The organism is Clostridium sp. UBA4548 (assembly GCF_002387895.1).
Lineage (GTDB): Bacteria > Bacillota > Clostridia > Clostridiales > Clostridiaceae > Clostridium_J.
The window spans coordinates 196814-217760 of the sequence record NZ_DGLI01000021.1 but is presented as its reverse complement, the minus strand read 5'-3'; the positions used below and the strand labels follow the sequence as shown (position 1 = coordinate 217760).

The window sequence follows — 20947 nt, the reverse complement described above, 5'->3', positions numbered from 1 at the left end:
TAATACGAGTTTATTTATAAATTATTTCATATTTAAACTTAGCTTATTATGCTACGTTATTTTTTTTATTTTTTCCGTATTTTCTATCATAGTTACCATACATTATCATTGCAATTACAGCAAATATTATTGGTCCTGCTATACTAAATATAGTAGTTTTAACATCACCATTCATTGCTGGTTCTATGATTGTAAAGAAGTTAGCAAATCCTACAGTAAATGTTACTATTATAGTAGCAACTAAAGAGAAACTTTCTGATTTGAATGCTACGAATGGTTTCTCAATTTCTTTCTTTCTCTTAAATGATATGAATGCCATTGATAAGAACATATATGGAACTGTCATTGCAACGTTAGTCATTGCAACTAGAATTTCGAAGAACTTAGCAACTTCATCTCCACCGAAAGAAACTAATCCTATAATAATAATAACTATAACACCTTGAACCCACATAGCATTTATTGGCATTCCGCCTTTAATTTCGCCCATTTTTCCTGGCCATAATTCTTTTGGAGCACCTTCAATTAACTGCTTTAATGGAGCATAAGATAATGTAAAGAACGCACCAGTTAATGCTAATAACATTGATAATCCAACGAATCTAGCTACCCAGTTACCCATTGAAACAGCTACAGCTTGTGATGCACCGAATGCTGTTCCTAATTGGTATCCAAGGTTGTTCATTACAACATAACCTACGTTACCCATGTGAGCTTTATCACCTGAAAGAACTGCTTGCCAGTTTGTGAACACACCAACGCAGAAGATACCTATTGCATATCCAATTGCTATAACTATAGCTGAAATTGCAATACCTTTTGGGAAATCTCTCTCTGGATTTTCCGCTTGGTCAACAAGACCTCCAACAACCTCTATTCCACCATAAGCAAATATAGCGAAAACTAAGAATGAGAATGTAGCAACAAGGCTACCAACATATTTAGGGTTTGGTGAAGTTGTTAATGACATTGGCTGTTGTAATTGTCCACCATTACCTATGAATACAAGTATTGCTCCAACGATTAAAACGATATTTAAAGCTGCAACAGCAGTACCACCTACTGAAGTAACTTTTTTAATCTTATCTAATCCCTTTGAAGAAGTGTATGTAACAAATAAAATCCAAAGAATTGCAAGTATACCTAGTGTTTGTGTTGGCGCTAAGCCAAATAATGACCAAGTTTTACTTTTGTCTACTCCGAATATAGCATTTGAGAATGGAACCCAAATACCTGAAGAAACGTTAACCATCCAGATGATATTTGATGCATACCACATGAATGTAGCCATGAAGGCATATCTTGGTCCAACAGATTTCTCCATCCATGAGAATATTCCACCCTTTTCATTTTTGAACGCTGCGCCATACTCAGCCATCATGAATGCAAATGGGATGAAGAATGTAATTGCAGATAAAATATACCAAGGAATCGCTGCATATCCCATTAAGTAGAATGATCTTGGCATGTTGTTAAATCCATAAACTGATGTAAAAATCATTAGTATTAATGATACCAGTGTTAACTTTTGAGTGCTGTTACTGTTTGATGACATTTTTTTATCCTCCCTTTTTAATGAAATTTAATAAATTAATTCAATTTAACTTACTCGCAACTATCATTATACACACCACGACAAAAAAATCAATATTTCTTAAAAAGTTTTAATATTTAATTTTTTCAATCAAGTCCAAATATTAATTTATAAAACTGCTAATACTTCACTACCTTCAAGGTAACTTGTTTACAAAGTGCAAATATGAATATATTAGCTCCTTGATATTTAGTTATTAAAAGTGTTTCAGTATAAAAAATAAGGGGATAATTCTGAACATTAGTGTAAAACCTTTACAGTTTTTAATATTTTGAAAACAATATTCTATTACAGTATTTCTTGGTAATGTCACAATATATCAAGCCTTAATTCTATTAATCAAATCTAGTTAAATTAATCTATTAGTTAAATTAATCTATTAGTTAAGTTTATAATTTTTAGCTATAACTTGAAAATTTCCATGATTTATAAATATTGTTTCACAAAACTTATTTTTTATGTACATAGTTTTTGGTAATGAAAAAACACATGAAGTGATCTCCATGTGTTTCATAAACTTGTTTATTTTACTGATTGAATTTTAAATTTTGTAACCTGAAAACAAGTTTCAAATTTACATTCTTTATATAGCTCTTGTTGCTTCTCTTAACCAAGCTTTTTCTTCATCGTTTAAATAGCCTTCTAATTTGTTATAAACTAATTCATGATAGTTATTTAGCCATTGTTTTTCTTCACTTGATAATAACTCAACTTTTATTGCTTCTAATTCAAATGGACAATAAGTTAAAACATCAAATTTCATAAACCTTCCAAATTCAGTTTCAGCCTCTATATTAACTGCTACTATATTTTCTAATCTAATACCATGTTTTCCTTCTCTGTATATTCCTGGCTCATTTGATATTAGCATGCCTTTTTCTAAAGCAACATTTGATATTTCTTTTCTTATACCTTGTGGTCCTTCATGTACATTTAGTAGGTAACCTATTCCATGTCCAGTACCATGTTTGTAATCTATTCCTCTATCCCACATTGGTTTTCTTGCAAGAATATCTAAATTACATCCTGCGATTCCATATAAGAATTTTGCCATACTTAATGATATATTTCCTTTTAATACTAAAGTATAATCCACCATTTCTTCTTCTGTAAGCTCACCTAAGGCTAAAGTTCTCGTAATATCTGTAGTACCATCTAAATATTGTGCACCTGAGTCAATTAAATACAAGCTCTTTGGTTCTAATTTTGAATGGTTTTCCTCTGTAGCATGATAATGTATAATTGCTCCATTTGGACCATAGCCTGAAATAGTAGAGAAGCTAATATCTACGAAACCTTCTCCTTCACTTCTAAATTGTGTAAGTTTATCTGCTGCAGTAATTTCTGTAATTTCTGTTTTTCCTATGTTTTTCTTTAGCCAGTTAAAGAATTTAACCATAGCTACACCATCTTTTACCATGGCATTCTCTATATTGCTAAGTTCAGCTTCATTTTTTCTTGCTTTTAAGTCAGTAGTAATGTTTCTTCTTTCAACAACCTTTACATTTCCACTTAAAGCATCTTTTATCCAAACATTAGTCTTTGTTGGATCATAAGTAACAACTGCCTTATCATCAATCTTTACTATATCACTTACTATCTCTTCGTAACCTTTTACATTTACGTTGTTTTCTTCTAGATACTTATTTATTTCTTGAGTTACTTTATCTTTGTCTATGTATAGTGTGCAACCATTATCATTCATTAGTAAATAACTTAAGAATACTGGGTTACATGGAACATCTGCACCTCTTAAGTTTAAAAGCCACGCTATATCATCCAAAGAAGCTAATATGAAATCAGAAATACCTTCTTTCTTCATTTCTTCTCTAACCATAGCTAATTTTTCACTTAGAGACTTTCCTGTATATTTTAATTCATGAATAAACATTTTCCCTTTAGGCATACTTGGTCTTTCTGTCCATATTTTTTCAAATAAGTCCTCTTCAGCCTTTATATTAATGTTCTTATTTGAAAGTAAAGATTTTAGGCTATTTAAGGCAGCTACAGTAAATACTTTTCCATTGAATGCAACTGTTGAACCTGCCTGAAGGTTATCTGCTAACCACTCTACATGATTTTTTACTCCTGGTTCTCCAAGCTTTTCTAAAATATAACTTGTTCCCTCTATCTCTTTAGCACCTTGAAGGAAATATCTTCCATCAGTCCAAAGATGAGCTTCCTCTAAAGTTATTACAGCAGTACCAGCAGAACCTGTAAACCCTGTTACCCACTCTCTTGCTCTAAAATACTCACTTACATATTCACTTCCATGATTGTCATCACTTGGAACTATGAAAGCATCAATTCCTCTTTCTCTCATTAAAGTTCTTAAGCTATTAACTCTTGCATCTACATTCATAATTATGCCTCCTATTAATATATGTAATATTATATTTACTTAGATATTATTTATATACTTCTATAATTAACATGCACTGTTTAAATATGCATGCTTTAGTAAGATAAACTAAATTATACACTATTATATTATATTGTTCTTAAAAGTACAAATATTTTAAACAGATTTACTGTTCGAAATTTATATTTAATGCTTTTTATCAGCTATAAACTACCTTTTACTAATTAAAACTTGAAATCATAAGTTTCAAGAACCCACTTTGGCATAACAAAACGAGCTGTTTTTAAAGGATCAACCACTTGGCATATTTCAGTATGTCCTACTGCACTCATAAGCATTGCTATTTTATGAAGTCCCATTGGCATCCTTGCTCTTAAAATTTCTGCCATATCAATTGTAGCTTGGTTAACTGCATCTTCTAAATTTACCTCCGATGCAATGGTTGTAAAACTTTCTTTATTCTCTAAAACTGGGTTATTAAGTTTTAATCCTTTTACAATTTCTAACTTAACTTTTACACTACCTGCAATCTCTATTCCTGTTACACCGATTTCTCCATCCCCCATTGCTGCATGTAAATCCCCTAGAGCAAATAGAGCCCCCTCAGTAAACACTGGAAAATAAATAGTTGCTCCTGTAGTAATCATTAAGTTATCCATATTTCCTCCATGCTTACCTGGAGTTCCTGAGTTAATTTCCTCCTTTGATGGCGCCACTCCAATAACACCAATCATAGGATTTAAAGGAATAGATAACTTTTCATCAAAAACTGCTTTATTATCCTTAATTGGCAATATCTTAGATTCCATGCCTTTTAACATATGTCCTAAAACTCCAGACCCTTCACCTGCAACCATGACCCCCTGGCTATTTAGCCTTATCTCTTCTATGGTAACTTTTAGAACATCTCCATCTTTTGCCTCTTCAATATACACTGGCCCAGTAGCTGGGTTTATTCTTTCCCAGTCCATAGCTTCCAAGGTATCCTCCTGAGTTTGTAATTGATTAGAAAAACAATCATAGGTATATATTTCTACTACATCCCCTGAATTAACCTTAAGTGTTGGAGTGTTTTTACTAGAAAATTTAAATATACTATTATTACTTAACTTAAAACTCATAACTTCCCCTCCGAAAATGAACTTTATCCTATATATTTTTATAATACTTAATATTGATTTTACACTTAATTTAGACTCTTTTCTATAATTTTCATAATTTTCTTTATTTCATCTTATATATTACATGGTATATTTTTCATTGCTTTCTTCATTTATAAAAGCTTAGTTAAAAATAATTAAAAGTTAGTAAAGCAATAAAACCCAACCTATAAAAATCAGGTTGGATCTTATTGCTTTAGCTGAACTTAAAAATCCTGCTGTTTTAAATTGCTAGAATCTTAAAATTTTCTATAAGTCATAGTAAAGTTCAAACTCTATTGGAGATGGAACTTTAGCTATTTTCATAACTTCTTTATCATATTTAAACTTAATCCAGTTGTTAATGAAGTGCTTATCAAATACTCCATCTTTAAGTAAAAACTCATGATCTTTTTTTAATTCTTCAAGAGCTTCTTCTAAAGAAGTTGGAAGAGCTTCAATTTTGTTTCTTTCTTCTTCTGGCATATCAAATACATTTATATCGAATGGTCCAAAACCTGCTTTTGTTGGATCTATTTTATTTAAGATTCCATCAATACCAGCCATTAAAAGTGCAGAATACGCTAAGTAAGGGTTAGCTGTTGCATCTGAAGGTCTGAACTCAAATCTACGTTTTTCTGGATTCTTAACATAACCAGGTATTCTTATAACTGAACTTCTATTTCCTGTAGCAAAGCATATTGATACTGGTGCTTCAAAACCTGGAACTAATCTCTTGTATGAGTTTGTAGATGGATTAGTGAAAGCTAATAAAGCTTTAGAGTGTCTTAAAATACCACCTATGAAATATAATGCTTCTTGGCTTAACTTTGAATACCCCTTCTCATCATAGAATAAGTTCCCTCCATTTTTCTTAAGAAGCATGTGAACATGCATTCCGCTTCCTGCTTCACCATAAAGAGGTTTAGGCATAAAGGTAGCAGTTTTTCCGTGTCTTACTGCTTCATTTTTAATTACATATTTAGCTATCATTGTAGCATCAGCCATTCTTCTCATTTCGCCTAATTCTACTTCTAGCTCTAGCTGACCTGCTGCTCCTACTTCATGGTGATGGTATTTTACATCTACTCCCATGCTTTCAAGCTTTAAAGTCATTTCACTTCTTAAATCATTATTTAAATCATAAGGTAAATCTCTATGATATCCTCTTTGGAAAGGAACTTTGTATCCATAGTTCTCTTCTTTTTCATTAGTATTCCAATAAGCTTGCTTAGAATCAATTGTTACTTCTTGATGGTTATTCTTAGCTTCAAAACTAATGTGATCGAATAAATAGAACTCAAACTCTGGTCCTATTACAAATTCATCAGCTATACCAGTTTTCTTTAAGAATTCCTCAGCTTTCTCTGCTACAAATCTAGGATCTCCACTAAATCTTCCTTCTTCTTTTCCTACAGTATAAATGTTTGCAATCATGGTTACAGTTGGAACCTTACAATATGTATCAACAAAAGCAGTAGTTAAGTCTGGTATAAAGCACATATCTGAGTTTTCTATGCTTGAATATCCATAACTTGAACCATCAAAACCTATACCTTCTTCAAAAATTTTCTCGTTTAATCTTTCTACAGGAATTGAAAGATGGTTCCATCTTCCAGGTAATGTAACTACCTTAAAATCAATTATTTTAATTCCATTCTCTTTAACAAAACTTTCTAGTTCGTTAAAATTCTTAAACATAAAATTCTTCCTTCTTTCCTAAAATATTTCGAATTTTCGCCATTTTCAGTATAATACTTAATAATGCTGTATTCAAATGCGATTTAGTTCCTTAAAACCTAATTTAACTATATTTATGAAAAATATCTCTCTATATATTCTTTTTATGAAGTTTTTCTTTCATTTTTTACTCTAAATTCATACGTTTCCTATAAAAAAAGAACTGCTCAACATGTATTCTTGTGAATTGTGAAACAGTCCTTTAATATTATTAATTCATAATGCTGATTATCCTAAAGGATATCACTTTATTTTCAATAAACCCTAACTAAGAAGAATTCCTTAATTTAACTAACTTTTTAGTTGATATTTCCTTTAAAAATATATCTATTTCCTTCCCCTCTAACCAGACTACCCCAATGAGACCATGTTTAAAATCTACTTGCTTATTTGTGTGAAAATCTGAACCAGCAGTATAGAAACAATTCTTCTCTCTACAAAGCTTTAAGAAGTATTTTGTATTTTCCTTGGTATTTCTAAAATACTTTGCTTCAATTCCTTGAAAATCCATAGATATCACATCCATAACATACTTTTTATTTATAATTACTGGGTGTGCTAATACCACCGTTGCACCAAAATGCTTCAATATTTTTATGCCACTTTCCACTGATAACTTTCCACTATCTAATTTGACTTCAACAGTTCCTCTTAATAACCTTTGTATTTGTTTAGTTTTTCTGGATTTTACAAGCTTTAAAATCTTCTTAAAAACTTCACTTTTATATCCATCCTCATTAAAGTAACCTAGAATATGAACACGACTTCCTCTATATCTAGTTGAAAGTTCTACTCCTGGAATAACCATAACTCCATGTTTTTCTCCTGCGATTACTGCTTCCTCTACTCCAGCCATAGTATTATGGTCAGTCAATGCTATTATGTCCACCCCTTGTTCCTTTGCAAATTGAACTACCTCACAAGGTTTTAGACAGCCATCAGAGACCGTGGAATGTATATGAAAATCCCCTTTTACAAACATTTAACTACCTCTCATATTGTTATAATGCATAATATTTATTTTTATCTAGCTTTAATATAAAAACTTTTACAATTCTAATGTTTTTAGTCCATCTTTAAATTTTGTTATAAATGATACTTTATATCCTTATCTAATATAATAATTTAATTTCAAAAAAACTACTGGAGCATTTACATCCTTACAAAATTTCACAATGAACCTTCTTCTAAAATTAGTATCATAATGTAGTGAAAATCATTTTTTCTTAAACCATTTACAATACAAATCTGGTCTTAATGCTTTAACATGGTCTAAAAACTTTGTCTTATAGCCAAGTTTATCTAACTCCTCTAAAATCCTTCTTGGAAAAGTGGTTTTTTCCTTCATTGCTCTTGCAGTATCTATTACTCTAAAATAACTACAGGAAGTTATAAATATATGAAACAACATGGTATCTTGTCTTTTATATCCCACCTTCCCTAAAGCTTCATATACATCTATAATTTTTAGTGAAATTTCCTTTGTTAGAGGATTGTGTATTAAATACTTATCAAGTTCAATACCATGAATGCACTCTCTTATAATGTATTTATTCCCATAGTCGTAGAGCTTAGGAAAATGAGGATCCTCTTGAGCCATTTTTAAAGTCTTTATTTCCTTTCTACAAGAATTCGGATTTTTAAAAATCTTTATGCAGGTTTTAGAGTCAATCTTATATACCTTACCTTGACTACCTTCCCCTAAAATCTCTAGTTTTTTTATATCATATCCTCCATATTTTTCAATAAAAATCACCTACTATAATTGTTAAACATATTATCATTATATGATGGTTATAAAAACAGGGCACAATAAAAACCCCTGATAAGTCGTGTTTAAACTTCTTATCAGAGGTTACATCTTTTCTTATTTTACCTGTTCTTCCTTTAATAATTCCTTACCTACCCCATAATACTTCAGCATTTCATTCTTAGGAACCATACTTCCCCCTGTAGCCCAAGCTATATGAGTAGAGTTTTCCATTTTGCTTTCTAAATTATTATTTCTAATATAAGCAGCTCCTTCTTGGGTTTTAAATAACTTAACTATCCCCGGTATACCTGCTAAGGCTGAAGGTTCAAGATAAATCCTCTCTGTATCTGCAAGTGTGCTTAATAATTTATAAAGCTGTTTATCTTCTACTGTATAAATCCCACTTAAAAGTTCTTCCATGACCTTCCCTATAAATCCTGAAGCTCTTCCTACCGCAAGTCCATCTGCAATAGTTACATTATCTATACCAAAGTCTTGTACAGAAATTTTATTATGCTCTCCTGTACTCATTCCTACAAGCATACAAGGTGAATGAGTGGGTTCTGCAAAAAAGCAATGAACATTATTTTGAAATATAAGTTTAAGTCCAAAGGCAACTCCACCAGGACCTCCTCCAACGCCACATGGAAGGTATACAAATAAAGGATGACTATCATCTACTAATACCTTCATTTCCTCTAATTGATTTTTAAGTCTTAGAGCTGCTACAGCATAACCTAAAAATAAATCCTTAGAATTTTCATCATCTATAAAATAGCTACTTACATCCATTTCTGATAGCTTTCTTCCCTCTTCTACAGCCTTACTGTAATCAGATTCATACTCTACTACTGTTACACCTTTGCTTCTTAAAAGATCTTTTTTCCACTGTTTTGCATCTGCAGACATATGCACTGTAACCTTAAAGCCTAATTTTGCACTGATAATTCCAATACTAAGCCCTAAGTTTCCTGTAGAACCCACTGCTATTGAATAATCAGAAAAAAAACTCCTGAATTGGTTACTGGAAATTATTGTGTAGTCATCTTCTTCCTTTAATATTCCTTCTTTTATCGCTAAACTCTCAGCATGTTTTAAGACTTCATAAATTCCGCCTCTAGCCTTAATTGAACCTGAGATAGGAAGGTGACTATCACACTTTAGCAATAAATCCCCCAATAATTGCACATGATGCAGCTTTTCTATTCTATGTTTCATTTCTCTAACTTTTAGAATTGGCGATTCAATAATTCCCTTTGTGCTTTCTGTTTCAGGAAACACCTTAGCAATAAAAGGTGCAAACCTCTTTAATCTAGCCTCTGCATCCTTTACCTCTTCTTCAGTTATATTTATATTTTTCATAGCCTCGCTAAAACTCTTATGCCCTGGATTTAGCCAAAGTACTTCTTTAGTATCCATAACTTCTTTTAATATAGGATATTTCTCTATCCATTGTAGTTTTGATTTCCCCATAATTAAATTATTTACCATTTACACATCCCCTTAATATAAAATACATCAATAACTCTTCTCTCCTATAATTATATAACTATATCTATATTGTAAAAACCTCAAAACATAAATTAAATACTAGATTTGTCAATATTCTTTAATAGATAATAGCTTACTATAATACTTCCATGAAGTTTATCTTTTCACTTTCAACAACAATTTAAAAAGAAAATCCCTACTAAATTGCATTAGTAAGGATTTTATATACTTATCAACTTCTATAAATATCTAACTTGCTATATCTTTTGTAAAACTTTCAGCTGATAACTTTTTTTTATTTTTACTTCCATATAATCTTACTGCCGTTAATACAGCTCCTAGTGCACATATGCTTGCTGCCGTAATATACACATAGGTCATTCCAAAAACAAATATATCCTCTCTTCCTGAAACATAGCTAAAAACTGGATATCCAATCTTGTAACTCATACGATTATATAAAATACTTGTAGACAAGGACACTCCTATAACCATACCTAAGTTTCTTATTAAAGCATTAACGCTTCCTGCTATACCAAGCTTGTGCTTTGGCACTGTTGACATAACCAAGGAGTTGTTTGGAGATTGAAATAACCCATTACCTATAGACATGATAGCCACAAAGCCTATCATAACCCAAGGACTTGAATACTGATTTAAAGTAGACATAAGAAATAATCCTGTACTTGTAAAAATAAGTCCTAAGAAGGTTAATAATTCTGATCCTATCTTATCTGATAAATATCCACTTATAGGTGCCACTATAGACAAGATTAATGGATACACCATCATAAATAACCCCGTAATTTCTGGTGGTAACTTCAATACATTTTGCAAATAAAAAGGTTGCATTATATTAGAAGCTCCAATGGCTATAAAGGATGTAAAGGCACAGAATATACTAAGAGAAAATAATGGATTATGAAAGATTTTAAGGTCTAATAAAGGTACTTGAAGTTTTCTCTCTACAATAATAAATAATACAAAGGAGAAAATCGATATAATAAAGCCTAATAAAATAGCAGGACTTGTGTATCCAAGATGTTGTCCAAAGGTTAAAGAACAAATTAAAGCTATTACTGTAATATTAAATAATGCTGCTCCCTTTAAGTCAAAGCTTTCCACTCTTGATGAAACATCCTTAGGAAAGTTCTTCGTTGCCCAAAAGAAAGTAAACACACCTATTGGAAGATTTATAAGGAAAATATATTTCCAGCTTACTAAGGATATAATAAAGCCTCCAAGTGGTGGGCCCACCATAGTTCCTAAGGCTACAAAGGTTCCTGAAACCCCTAAAGCCCTTCCTCTTTCATTACTAGGAAACACATGAGTAATTATTCCTTGACTAGTAGACATAGTTGCTGCTGCACCAATAGCTTGTACAACTCTAGCTATAACTAATACTCCTAAGGAGTTTGTAATCCCACACAATAAGGAACCTATAGTAAACAAAATAATACCAAACTTAAATATAGTGGTTTTCCCTTTGATATCCCCTAATCTTCCAAAAATTAAAATGGTAGAAGATATCACTATTAAATAGCTTGTAACCACCCACTCTATGGAAGCCATGGTTACTCCAAGCTTATTTGCCATCACTGGTAAAGCTACATTTACAATACTGCTATCTAAGCAAGACATAAAGGTCATCAAAACCACATTAAATAAAATAATCCACCTATTTTTAATTAAGCTGTCACTTGAATTGCTCATAAATTAGTCTCCTTTTTCTATTTTTTCCTTATGTTTCTTTGCATTACTCAAAACTTTGCTTAAGAGTTCTTCGAGTAATGCCTCTTCATCTTTTGAAAAGTCCTTAGTTATTATTTTAATCCATTGCTGAATTTCTTTTTTTATTTCAGGAACTATAGCTCTTCCCTTTTCAGTAAGATAAAGCTTGTAGGCCCGTGAATCCTTCTCATCTTCCTTCTTTTCTATATACTCAAGGTCTATCAATTTTTTTATAGACCTTGCTGACATTGCCTTGTCTACATTAAGCTCTCTGCTAATTTCATTTTGATTTATTCCTTCTTTTCTATAAAGCACAAGCAGAAACGGATAAGTTCCACTTGTTAAATTCAATTTCACCATTACCTCATCTGTATAACTTTGTGTAATTCTAGAAATAGTGTTTACAAATTTAATTAAGGATCTATTTTCCTCTGACATACCTTCACCCCTAAAAATTCAATGTAACTTTTTAACTTTTATTATATCTTTACGTTTTTTTAATTTTAGGTAATTCCACTATAAATGTAGCTGATTATCCATTGAAATGTGCTAATCATAATCTTAATTTTTAAAATCTTAAAGCTCTATTAAATTACTAAAACATGAAATACCATACTTAAATTCCTATAATAAAAATACAACAATATAGTTGATTAGTCAACTATATTTATACATATAATAATTCTAAAGAGGAGAAAATAATTAAGCATTAGTGTATTAGCCTATGTTACAACAATAGATGAAAAAATCAAACTAAAGAAAGGAGTGCTGTAAATGGATAATAAAAATATGAAGGATTATGTTAAGTTTAATGAAACTAAAAGTGACCCTGAACTCCCTCTAGAACTAAGTTCAAAAATGAACTGGGGGAAGGATAAAAATCCTCTTAATACATCTAAAGCTAATAGTGATGTAGAAGAAGAAATAGATTTATCCTATAAAAATGGTAGTGGCTTAGAAACTTAGAATCTTTATAGACTTCTAGTTTTTCAAGAAAGTATAGCTTACATCTAACATATATAAAATTCTTTTTAGCATTTTAAAGCTTTTAGAAATAATTAAAATTCTATGTAGGAAAACTTTAAAAATCACTATGCTCTATATTTTCTTAGAGCATAGTGATTTTATTAATTTACAGTCCATAACCGGTCTATATAAATAACTGCATATCAGAATTTAGAGCATCCTTTAAATATTCCTTTGCATCCACAATTTCTAGTTCTGGAATCATTTCCTCTTCTTTAAAACCCATTACTTCCACGGACATCTTACAGCCATAGAATTTCACACCTTTTTTTCTTGCTCCATTTAAAAAATCTATTAAATGAGGTGCTTTATCCTGATCCATCATTTTTAGTAGCATTTCTTTTCCAACTCCAGCAAAATTCATCTTAGATAATGGTAGTTCCTCTGGTCCTTTGGGTGTCATCATTGAAAACATCTTCTCATATAAGGTTTTATCCTCAGAAGATAACTTTTCCGGATCTCTTAATAACATTAAACCCCAAAAGGCAAAAAACATAGTAACCTCAGCTCCCAGCTCCCTTGCAGAATTAGCCATTATTAATGCTGCTAGAGCCTTATCATATTCTCCACTAAAAAGAACCATATTTACTTTCTTATTAGAAAACTCCTTCTCCTCATTACTTTTAACCATGTTATCAGTATTGTTCATGAATACAACTCCTTTGTATAAAATTAAAATAACTAAAGTTTATTAATGCTATAGCTTTCATAGTAAAGACCTTGCATACATGGTTATTTTAAGTATTTACTAAATTTTTAATACAAAAGTTTAATAACTTTAGTTAAGAAAATAAAAAGTGATAGATTACTGCATAAACAATAATCCATCACTTTTTTCATTTTATAAATTTCTTTTAACTAACCTAATTCCTTTTTACTTATCCATCTAATTAATGAAAATCCCACTATCAATGCTAAAATTGCTGGAACTATATTAAATCCTGCTGGTATTTCTAAAAATACTGGAATTAGTGATCCAAGTACAAAACCTAGTATCATCATATAAGTTTTTCTGGGTTGTTTTTTTAGTAGGTTTTCTATAGTTCTAGCCGTTCCTAAAGTTCCTAGAACTATTCCTAGTCCTATTGGAATTAAAAAGGCTATATTCCTATCATTAACAGCACCTAAGAAAACACCATATAATCCCAAAGCTAGCATCATAAAAGATGCACTTATTCCTGGAAGAATTAACGCAATAGCTATAATTATACCTATAACAAAAAGAAATATGATGCTCAAAAATCCTTTTTGTGTAGCTAAGGCCGTTGTCTGAGTAGGTTCATTAGACATAATAAGTACAATTACAAATCCAATTATCAAAAATAATATATCCTTAATATCTTTTTTACCTTCTGTGGATTTTTTGTATAGCACTGGAACTCCACCAAAAATAACTCCAATAAAAAAGAATCCCATTATTGCTGGATATTTATTTAAAGCATTTTCTAATAGTTTACTGAATAGTACTATTCCCAGTAGTCCGCCTAGACCAACTTGCATTAAGAATAAAGTATTTCCCTTCCAATCCTCGAAAAAGGAACTTATAGAATGTATTAAGTCATCGTAAATTCCTAGGATTACAGCCATGGTTCCTCCACTTACACCAGGAACTAAGGTAGCAATTCCTACAACTATACCCTTAAAAAAGTTAACAAACTTCTCCATTGTATCCTCCTATATTTTCATTTATAAATTTACCTATTTACAGTCATAAGTAAAATTATAACTTCTAAAGGTAACTTTGTAAAATAAGTTTTCCTTAAAATTTTCTTACTAAATCTTAAATTCTGCCTTACTGCCCTTATTTGTTGAGCTTACCTCTAGTCTAGCACCAATTCTTTCCTTTAATTCAGCTACGTGAGAAATAACTCCAACTAACCTACCGTCATTTTGCAGCTCCATTAAACACTCTATTGCATTATCTAGGGATTCTGGATCTAAAGTTCCAAAACCTTCATCTATAAACATAGTATCTAATTGTATGCCTCCTGCATAGCTTTGCACTACATCCGCAAGACCTAAAGCCATAGATAGAGATGCCTTAAAGCTTTCTCCTCCTGATAAGGTTTTTACGTCTCTAGCTTTTCCTGTATAATTATCAAAAACCTCTAAATCTAAACCTTGACCTTTTCTCTTATCCCCAATATCCTGCTTTCTCAAAAGCTCAAACCTGCCTGAAGTCATCTTAGTAAATCTAAGATTTGCAGCAGCTATTATATCTTCGAAATAAGAAGCTAACACATATCTCTCAAAGCTTACTTTCTTTGGATTGTCCCCATTTATAATGTTAGCTAGGTTCCCTACTATCTTGTATTCTCTCTCATCTTTTTCTATTTCCTTGCTGTAAGCTATGCAATTATCTAATATTAATTGATTATTTTTTATTCTAGAGAAGATTTCCTTGGTCTGATTTTCTAAGGATAGTTTTGCTCTATTCTCTTCATTTAACTTTTCCTTTACTTCTGTTAAATCAGCTTTAGCTAGACCTTCTGTTTCCTTTATAGCATTTACATATAGGGCTTTTCCTGCTTCTAGCCTAGAGTTAAATTCGTTTATCTCCTTATCTAATCCTTGAAGTTGTTCTTCTGTAACTCTGCTATTAGAGTAATCCTTATACCCTTCAAAGCCTAAAGCTAAAACTTTTTCTTTAAATACTTCTACAGCTTTATTTTTATCATCCTCTACTTTTATAAGCATTTCTCTTGTGGTGTTAAGTCTTCCTTCTTCTTTATCAAGAATACTTTTTGCTTCATTAAAAGCCCTTTCAGAAACTTCATAAGCAGTTTTAAGAAGTTGTAAGTTCTTGTTTAATGCTTTCTCTTCCTCTTCTAAGTCTTTTAAAGATTTAACCTGACCCTTAAATTCCTTTAATATGCTTTCTAGATTTTCTTTAGCTCCACTAAGAACCCCTTCACCTTCTACTAATTCCTTATTTCTATCTTGAAGTTCCTTTCTTAACTCTACAATGCGGTCCTCTAATTTCACCTTTTCCTTTTGTCTTTCTTCTTCCTCTTTTATTATGTTCTTAAGGTTGTTTAGTTTTAATTTTAATTGTTGTAGCACAATGTCATTATCTCTTAATAATTGTTCTACTACTTTATTTATCTCCATAATATCTTGAGAGGTTTCTTCCATAAAAAGTTCTTTTAAAAGTGGATTTATAGTATTTTCTCTTAAAGAGCTTAAGCCTGCATTAATATGAGTTAACTCATTTAACTTTTTATCTCTTTCACTTCTAAGGATCTCTAAGTTTTCCTTGCTATTCTTTACCCCTTCTTCAGTAACCTCACTATGTTTTACCTCAGCTATCTTTGGATGTTGGGTGGAACCGCACACTGGACAAGGCATTCCCTGCTCTAACTGCTTGGCAAGGATTCCTGCTTGGCTTTTCCTTAAAGTATCTTCTAAGAATTCATAGTTTTCTTTTGCAACTTTAAATTTTTCTTCTAGTTTTTTAAAGCTCTCTATTTCTCTACTATGATCCCCCTTTTCCTTAATCCATTGCTTTATTCCATTGGAAAGCTTAAATAATTTTTCCCCTTTAGCTATACCTTCCATTAAACTTATGTCTACTAATGCTTTTTCTTCTTTAGCCTTATTTATATCTTCAATGGCTTTATTAACTAACTTAAGCTTATTATCACTTTCACTATCTTCAAGTTCTATGGCACTTATTCTTTTTCTTACTTCCTTTACCTTTCCTACTAAAATTTCTACCTTTTTTTTATTATCTTCATACTCTGAAGCCTTAACTTTAAGCCTTTGAATTTCATCTATGCTCTTAATTAAAGAATTTTTTTCCTCTTCTCTCCCTTGCTGCTTTAAAAATTCTTCAGTGGCCTTTTCTAAATCTTTTTTGCAAGTTTGCACCTTTTCTTCAAGGCTCTTTAAGGCTATATCTAATCTCTTAAATTCATTCTTCTTTTCTTCATACTTATCTTCATATACCTTTACAGTAATAGCTTTTCTTCCTCTATCTAACTGAGTTTTTTTCTCTTCAAAGTTTTTTACTTGTTCATTAAGTTTATTTAATTCCTCTTTACACTTTTCTAGATTAATAAACTTCTTATTAGTCTCTTCGCCAAGAGCTATATTCTCATTAATTTTGGCTATTGAGTTATTTATTAAAACTATATTTTCTTCAAGGGTTTTCTCTTCCTTTTTATCCCCTTCTATAAAATCATAAAACTTTGTTATTAATAGTTCTATATTGGGTTTCTCAGCACTAATAAGCCTATATAGCTCCTCATCCTTATCTTTACAGCTAAAGGCTCTTATCTTATTTAATCTATCTCTCTCTACCTGTTCAACTCTACGTCTTAACTTATTTGCTTCTTCCTTTATTTCCTTTTGAATCCTTTCAAAAATCTCAGTTCCAAAGATTTTTCTAAAGATATCTTCCTTTTCCTCACTTTTTGCATTAAGGAGTTTCTTAAACTCTCCCTGTGGTATCATCACTAACTGCTTAAATTGCTCTGTAGTTATGCCTAAAATATTTTCTATCTCTTTTGTTACTTCCTTAGCCCCTGTTATAGTCTTGTCCTTAGATAATCTAAGTTCTGCTGTAGCTTTACTTTCTGTAAATCCTTCGCCCCTTTGTTTTTGCTTTAAATAGCTTGGAGCTCTCTTTATATAATACTCCCTATTCCTTATAGAAAACCAAAGTTCTACCTCTGTTGGGGTATCTGAATCTGCAAAATCGCTTCTTAAAGACCTTCCATCTCTATCACTGCCACTAGGTTCTCCATACAAAGCAAAATTTATAGCATCAAAGATAGTTGTCTTTCCTGCTCCTGTATTTCCTGTGATAACAAACATATTTTTACCCTTAAGATTTCCTTCAAAATCTAACTCTTGCTTTGTAGCATAGGGACCAAATCCATTAATTATGAGCTTTTGAAGCTTCATTATTCCTCACCAACTTTCTCAGCCTTCTCTATAACTTTTTTCATCACTTCAATACCCTCTAAAGTACATTCTTCCTCTGTTATGTCCTGATAAAAACTCTGAAAAAGGCTTAGTTTAGACCTTTCCCTTATATTGGTAGCTACTGTTTTGTTGTTAGCTGCAGCTTTTATTCTTTCCTCCCTTATTAATTCCATCACGTTAGGATACACACTTCTTAGCTTAGCCATAGGATCTAAGAGTTCTCCCTTATCCGTAAGTATTACCTTTATGTAATCTTCTTTATTTGCTGAATTAACTATGTCTAAATTCATTAAACTCTTAAGTTCCCCTGTGATTATTCTAAAATCTCTTCTTGGTTTAAACTCACGAAAACCTATCTCAACTTCCCCTTTGTCATCTATGTTTACAATAGTTATTCCCTTTTTTTGTTTAACCTCTGAGAAAGAATATTTTAAAAGTGAACCTGCATATCTTATCCTGTCACTGCCAACTTTTTGTGGACCATGCAAATGCCCTAGAGCAGTGTAATTAAAAGTATTAAAACATTCTGCATTAATAAGGGCAGTCCCTCCAATACTTAAAGGTTTTTCTGATTCACTTTCTTCAAGGGTTACCGCCACTTCATCATTTTTTATATATGTAACATAACCATGGGCAATAGCTACATTTCTTTCATACCTATTCATTGAATCATTAATTACCCCAACTATCTTTCGCATTGCATCATCATGGTTTTTTATTTCATTATCCTCAAATAAATCTCTAACCACTGCTGGGTCTGCATAGGGAATAGAATAAAAGTTAATAGGCCCATGCTCATCATGAATTGTAATTTTTTCTATATGTTTTTTTAAGTTTCCACTAATATATAAACCACTTTCCTTTAATAATTCACTAGCAAAATCAATTCTTTCATTGCTATCATGATTTCCAGCTAAAGCTATAACAGGAGTGTTTAAATCTCTTACAATTTTGCCTAAAATCCTATTTAATAGTTCTATAGCTTGGACTGGTGGTACAGACCGATCATAAAGATCCCCTGCTATTAACACTACCTGGGGTTTTTCTTCCTCAATTGCCTCATAAAGTTGATTTATTATAAATTCTTGGTCTTCTGTCATATAAAATCCATTTACCAACTTACCAATATGCCAATCTCCTGTGTGAAAAATTTTCATAAATTCTTCCTCCCAATAACTCTAAAAAATCTTTAGCCTGTTAAAAAGACCTTTGTCCCATAAATATATTATATACTTATACTAAGCTTAATTAAATAATCAACAAATTCATCCATTATAATTATTTGCCTGTTAAGCATCTTAAAATAAATAATAAGCATACTGGCTTATTTATTTTTCAAGACGACTTATATGAAAATACCCCAGCCTTTTAGCTGAGGTATTTCTATAATTAAATTTGTAAGTTAGCTTAAAATTATTTACTTTATAAATTTGAAAACAAAATTAAATGCTTTTTAAAGCTATAACTAATATGGATAAACATTAAATTACTCTTGCTCTTTTATTATTTTATTTACTATGTTTACTCTTTCTTCCCCTAATACATTAGCTATTTTTAGTGACATTATACCATCCTTATATACTCTCTCTTTATTAGCTTCAATAAGCTTTTTTAATCTTTCTTTAAGCACCTCATATTCCATTACATCATCTAAGTAAGAATCTACTAAATCCTTTATTGCTGTAGCCAATTCTTTTGGGTTTTTATAGGTTAGTCTCATGATAAACTCCTTTGTTACAATATTTTCTTAAATATTATGCTGATTTTTCAACATTATAATACATTATACCTACTTTCTCTTTAGATTTCTATAGATTTTTTTGTAGGAAGATTTTTCTTTACATAAGAACACAAGTTCGGTAAAATACTATTATTAGTACTTTTATGGGAAGGATTGAGGACAACATGAAGGAATTCAAAGATAGACTTATAATGCATCTTGATTGTAACTCCGCCTATCTTTAGCTGGGAGGCTGTATATAGACTGGAAAATGGCTGCACGGTGGATCTTAGGAATATTTGCTCTGCTGTTGGAGGTGATGAAGCTTCTCGTCATGGAATTATTTTAGCAAAGAGTGAAATTGCCAAAAAAGCAGGGGTTAAAACTGGTGAAACTTTATTTACAGCAAAACAAAAATGTGCCAATGTTGGTGAGAAATTAGTTCTTGTGCCTCCTCACTACCATTTATATCTTCAATGTTCAAATGCAATGATTGAACTTTTGAAGGAATATACTCCACTTATACAACGATATTCTGTTGATGAATGCTTTCTAGAATTTAAAGGGATAGATAAAGATTATTCTGATGCAGTAGATTTAGGCTACAAGATTAAAGAAAGAATTAAAAAAGAACTCGGATTTTGTGTAAGTGTTGGCATATCTACAAATAAGCTTTTAGCTAAAACTTGTAGTGAATTTGGAAAAGACTCTGTCCACACCCTTTATCCCTTTGAAATTAAAGAGAAAATGTGGCCACTCCCAATTGGGGATTTGTTTATGGTAGGGAGGAGCACAAAATCAAAATTAATAAATAACTTTGGCATAAATACCATAGGTGATTTGGCTAATTTTGACCTAGGGCTTTTGAAATATAAGTTAAAAAGCCACGGAGAACTTATTTGGAAATATGCTAATGGCATAGAAGCTTCAGAGGTTAGGAAATCCAACTTTATAGAAATGAAAGGCATGGGAAACTCCACTACTTCTCCTTGGAATATTGAAGATTCTCGAGAAGCTTACCTGTTTATTCTTTCACTTTGCGAAACCCTAGGAATGAGACTGAGAAACTCCCAAAATCTATGTAATTTAGTTTCTCTTTCCTTAAAATACTCTGATTTTAGAGGTTGTAGTAAACAAAGGAAATTGACTTCTCCTACTAATGTTACCTCTTCCCTAGCCGAAATAGCCTTTAAGCTTTTCAAAGAGCTTTGGGATGGTATGCCCATAAGGCATATAGGAGTGTCCGTATCCCACTTATGTAAAGATGAATGTACTCAATTAACCTTCTTTGATGAAAAAAATACAGAAAAGAAGATAAAGTTAGATAAGACTCTAGATGAAATAAGATATAAGTATGGAAATAAAGCAATAGTAAGATCTTGCTTTTTAGAAAGTGGAATAAAGCCAATGATGGGTGGCGTTGGGGATGATTACCCTGTTATGAGTAGCATTTTGTAATGGA

The 20947-nt window shown here is 31.3% G+C and carries 16 protein-coding genes; 2 read left to right on the top strand and 14 right to left on the bottom strand.

What is annotated here, in order from left to right; all coding sequences use genetic code 11:
• Window positions 1-46: 46 nt before the first annotated feature.
• From yjeM to B3040_RS07415, 9 genes are all read right to left on the bottom strand, one after another.
• Window positions 47-1555, bottom strand: coding sequence for a glutamate/gamma-aminobutyrate family transporter YjeM (gene yjeM, locus B3040_RS07455; protein ID WP_291571772.1), 1509 nt, complete (start codon window positions 1553-1555; stop codon window positions 47-49).
• 622 nt (window positions 1556-2177) lie between these two features.
• Window positions 2178-3956 (bottom strand): aminopeptidase P family protein, encoded by a 1779-nt coding sequence (locus B3040_RS07450; RefSeq protein ID WP_291571770.1) that lies wholly within the window; start codon window positions 3954-3956, stop codon window positions 2178-2180.
• 224 nt (window positions 3957-4180) lie between these two features.
• Entirely contained in the window at window positions 4181-5077 is an 897-nt protein-coding gene (locus B3040_RS07445) for an acetamidase/formamidase family protein (RefSeq protein WP_291571768.1), read from the bottom strand.
• Window positions 5078-5365: 288 nt separating this feature from the next.
• Window positions 5366-6796: a type I glutamate--ammonia ligase gene (glnA, locus tag B3040_RS07440; protein WP_291571766.1), complete on the bottom strand. Its 1431-nt coding sequence runs from the start codon at window positions 6794-6796 to the stop codon at window positions 5366-5368.
• Between the two features lie 307 nt (window positions 6797-7103).
• Window positions 7104-7817 carry a PHP domain-containing protein gene (locus tag B3040_RS07435; RefSeq protein WP_291571765.1) on the bottom strand — a complete coding sequence of 238 codons (714 nt, stop codon included), beginning with the start codon at window positions 7815-7817 and terminating at the stop codon, window positions 7104-7106.
• 234 nt (window positions 7818-8051) lie between these two features.
• A complete protein-coding gene (locus B3040_RS07430; RefSeq protein WP_291571763.1) occupies window positions 8052-8591 on the bottom strand; it encodes a hypothetical protein in 540 nt (179 codons plus the stop codon).
• Between the two features lie 111 nt (window positions 8592-8702).
• A complete protein-coding gene (gene dsdA / locus B3040_RS07425) occupies window positions 8703-10079 on the bottom strand; it encodes a D-serine ammonia-lyase (RefSeq protein ID WP_291571761.1) in 1377 nt (458 codons plus the stop codon).
• Between the two features lie 249 nt (window positions 10080-10328).
• A complete protein-coding gene (locus B3040_RS07420) occupies window positions 10329-11792 on the bottom strand; it encodes an MFS transporter (RefSeq protein WP_291571759.1) in 1464 nt (487 codons plus the stop codon).
• Between the two features lie 3 nt (window positions 11793-11795).
• Window positions 11796-12248, bottom strand: a complete 453-nt coding sequence (locus B3040_RS07415; protein ID WP_291571757.1) for a MarR family winged helix-turn-helix transcriptional regulator — start codon at window positions 12246-12248, stop codon at window positions 11796-11798.
• Between the two features lie 336 nt (window positions 12249-12584).
• On the opposite strand from B3040_RS07415, the gene B3040_RS07410 reads away from it, so the two are divergent.
• On the top strand, window positions 12585-12776 hold the full coding sequence (locus B3040_RS07410; protein ID WP_291571755.1) for a hypothetical protein: 192 nt from the start codon (window positions 12585-12587) through the stop codon (window positions 12774-12776).
• Window positions 12777-12960: 184 nt separating this feature from the next.
• Here the strand turns inward: B3040_RS07410 and B3040_RS07405 are convergent, their stop codons facing one another.
• The 5 genes from B3040_RS07405 to B3040_RS07385 all read right to left on the bottom strand — a co-directional run bounded on the left by B3040_RS07405 (window position 12961) and on the right by B3040_RS07385 (window position 19485).
• A complete protein-coding gene (locus B3040_RS07405) occupies window positions 12961-13485 on the bottom strand; it encodes a DsrE/DsrF/DrsH-like family protein (protein ID WP_291571752.1) in 525 nt (174 codons plus the stop codon).
• Window positions 13486-13694: 209 nt separating this feature from the next.
• On the bottom strand, window positions 13695-14501 hold the full coding sequence (locus tag B3040_RS07400) for a DUF368 domain-containing protein (RefSeq protein WP_291571750.1): 807 nt from the start codon (window positions 14499-14501) through the stop codon (window positions 13695-13697).
• Between the two features lie 108 nt (window positions 14502-14609).
• Window positions 14610-17744, bottom strand: coding sequence for an AAA family ATPase (locus tag B3040_RS07395; RefSeq protein WP_291571748.1), 3135 nt, complete (start codon window positions 17742-17744; stop codon window positions 14610-14612).
• Window positions 17744-18922 (bottom strand): exonuclease SbcCD subunit D, encoded by a 1179-nt coding sequence (locus tag B3040_RS07390; RefSeq protein ID WP_291571746.1) that lies wholly within the window; start codon window positions 18920-18922, stop codon window positions 17744-17746. The genes B3040_RS07395 and B3040_RS07390 overlap by 1 nt, the downstream gene beginning before the upstream one ends.
• Window positions 18923-19251: 329 nt before the next feature.
• Entirely contained in the window at window positions 19252-19485 is a 234-nt protein-coding gene (locus tag B3040_RS07385) for a TIGR04540 family protein (protein WP_291571744.1), read from the bottom strand.
• Between the two features lie 219 nt (window positions 19486-19704).
• Here B3040_RS07385 and B3040_RS07380 point away from each other — a divergent pair, with 219 nt between their 5' ends.
• The gene (locus B3040_RS07380; protein WP_349679167.1) at window positions 19705-20943 is read left to right on the top strand and encodes a DNA polymerase IV; all 1239 of its coding nucleotides are present in this window, start codon (window positions 19705-19707) and stop codon (window positions 20941-20943) included.
• Window positions 20944-20947: the final 4 nt, after the last annotated feature.

What these genes read in the sequence shown, in the direction of transcription:
- yjeM (WP_291571772.1), bottom strand. Translation starts at nt 1,555, where the DNA reads ATGTCATCAAACAGTAACAGCACTCAAAAGTTAACACTGGTATCATTA.
- B3040_RS07450 (WP_291571770.1), bottom strand. Translation starts at nt 3,956, where the DNA reads ATGAATGTAGATGCAAGAGTTAATAGCTTAAGAACTTTAATGAGAGAA.
- B3040_RS07445 (WP_291571768.1), bottom strand. Translation starts at nt 5,077, where the DNA reads ATGAGTTTTAAGTTAAGTAATAATAGTATATTTAAATTTTCTAGTAAA.
- glnA (WP_291571766.1), bottom strand. Translation starts at nt 6,796, where the DNA reads ATGTTTAAGAATTTTAACGAACTAGAAAGTTTTGTTAAAGAGAATGGA.
- B3040_RS07435 (WP_291571765.1), bottom strand. Translation starts at nt 7,817, where the DNA reads ATGTTTGTAAAAGGGGATTTTCATATACATTCCACGGTCTCTGATGGC.
- dsdA (WP_291571761.1), bottom strand. Translation starts at nt 10,079, where the DNA reads ATGGTAAATAATTTAATTATGGGGAAATCAAAACTACAATGGATAGAG.
- B3040_RS07420 (WP_291571759.1), bottom strand. Translation starts at nt 11,792, where the DNA reads ATGAGCAATTCAAGTGACAGCTTAATTAAAAATAGGTGGATTATTTTA.
- B3040_RS07415 (WP_291571757.1), bottom strand. Translation starts at nt 12,248, where the DNA reads ATGTCAGAGGAAAATAGATCCTTAATTAAATTTGTAAACACTATTTCT.
- B3040_RS07410 (WP_291571755.1), top strand. Translation starts at nt 12,585, where the DNA reads ATGGATAATAAAAATATGAAGGATTATGTTAAGTTTAATGAAACTAAA.
- B3040_RS07405 (WP_291571752.1), bottom strand. Translation starts at nt 13,485, where the DNA reads ATGAACAATACTGATAACATGGTTAAAAGTAATGAGGAGAAGGAGTTT.
- B3040_RS07400 (WP_291571750.1), bottom strand. Translation starts at nt 14,501, where the DNA reads ATGGAGAAGTTTGTTAACTTTTTTAAGGGTATAGTTGTAGGAATTGCT.
- B3040_RS07395 (WP_291571748.1), bottom strand. Translation starts at nt 17,744, where the DNA reads ATGAAGCTTCAAAAGCTCATAATTAATGGATTTGGTCCCTATGCTACA.
- B3040_RS07390 (WP_291571746.1), bottom strand. Translation starts at nt 18,922, where the DNA reads ATGAAAATTTTTCACACAGGAGATTGGCATATTGGTAAGTTGGTAAAT.
- B3040_RS07385 (WP_291571744.1), bottom strand. Translation starts at nt 19,485, where the DNA reads ATGAGACTAACCTATAAAAACCCAAAAGAATTGGCTACAGCAATAAAG.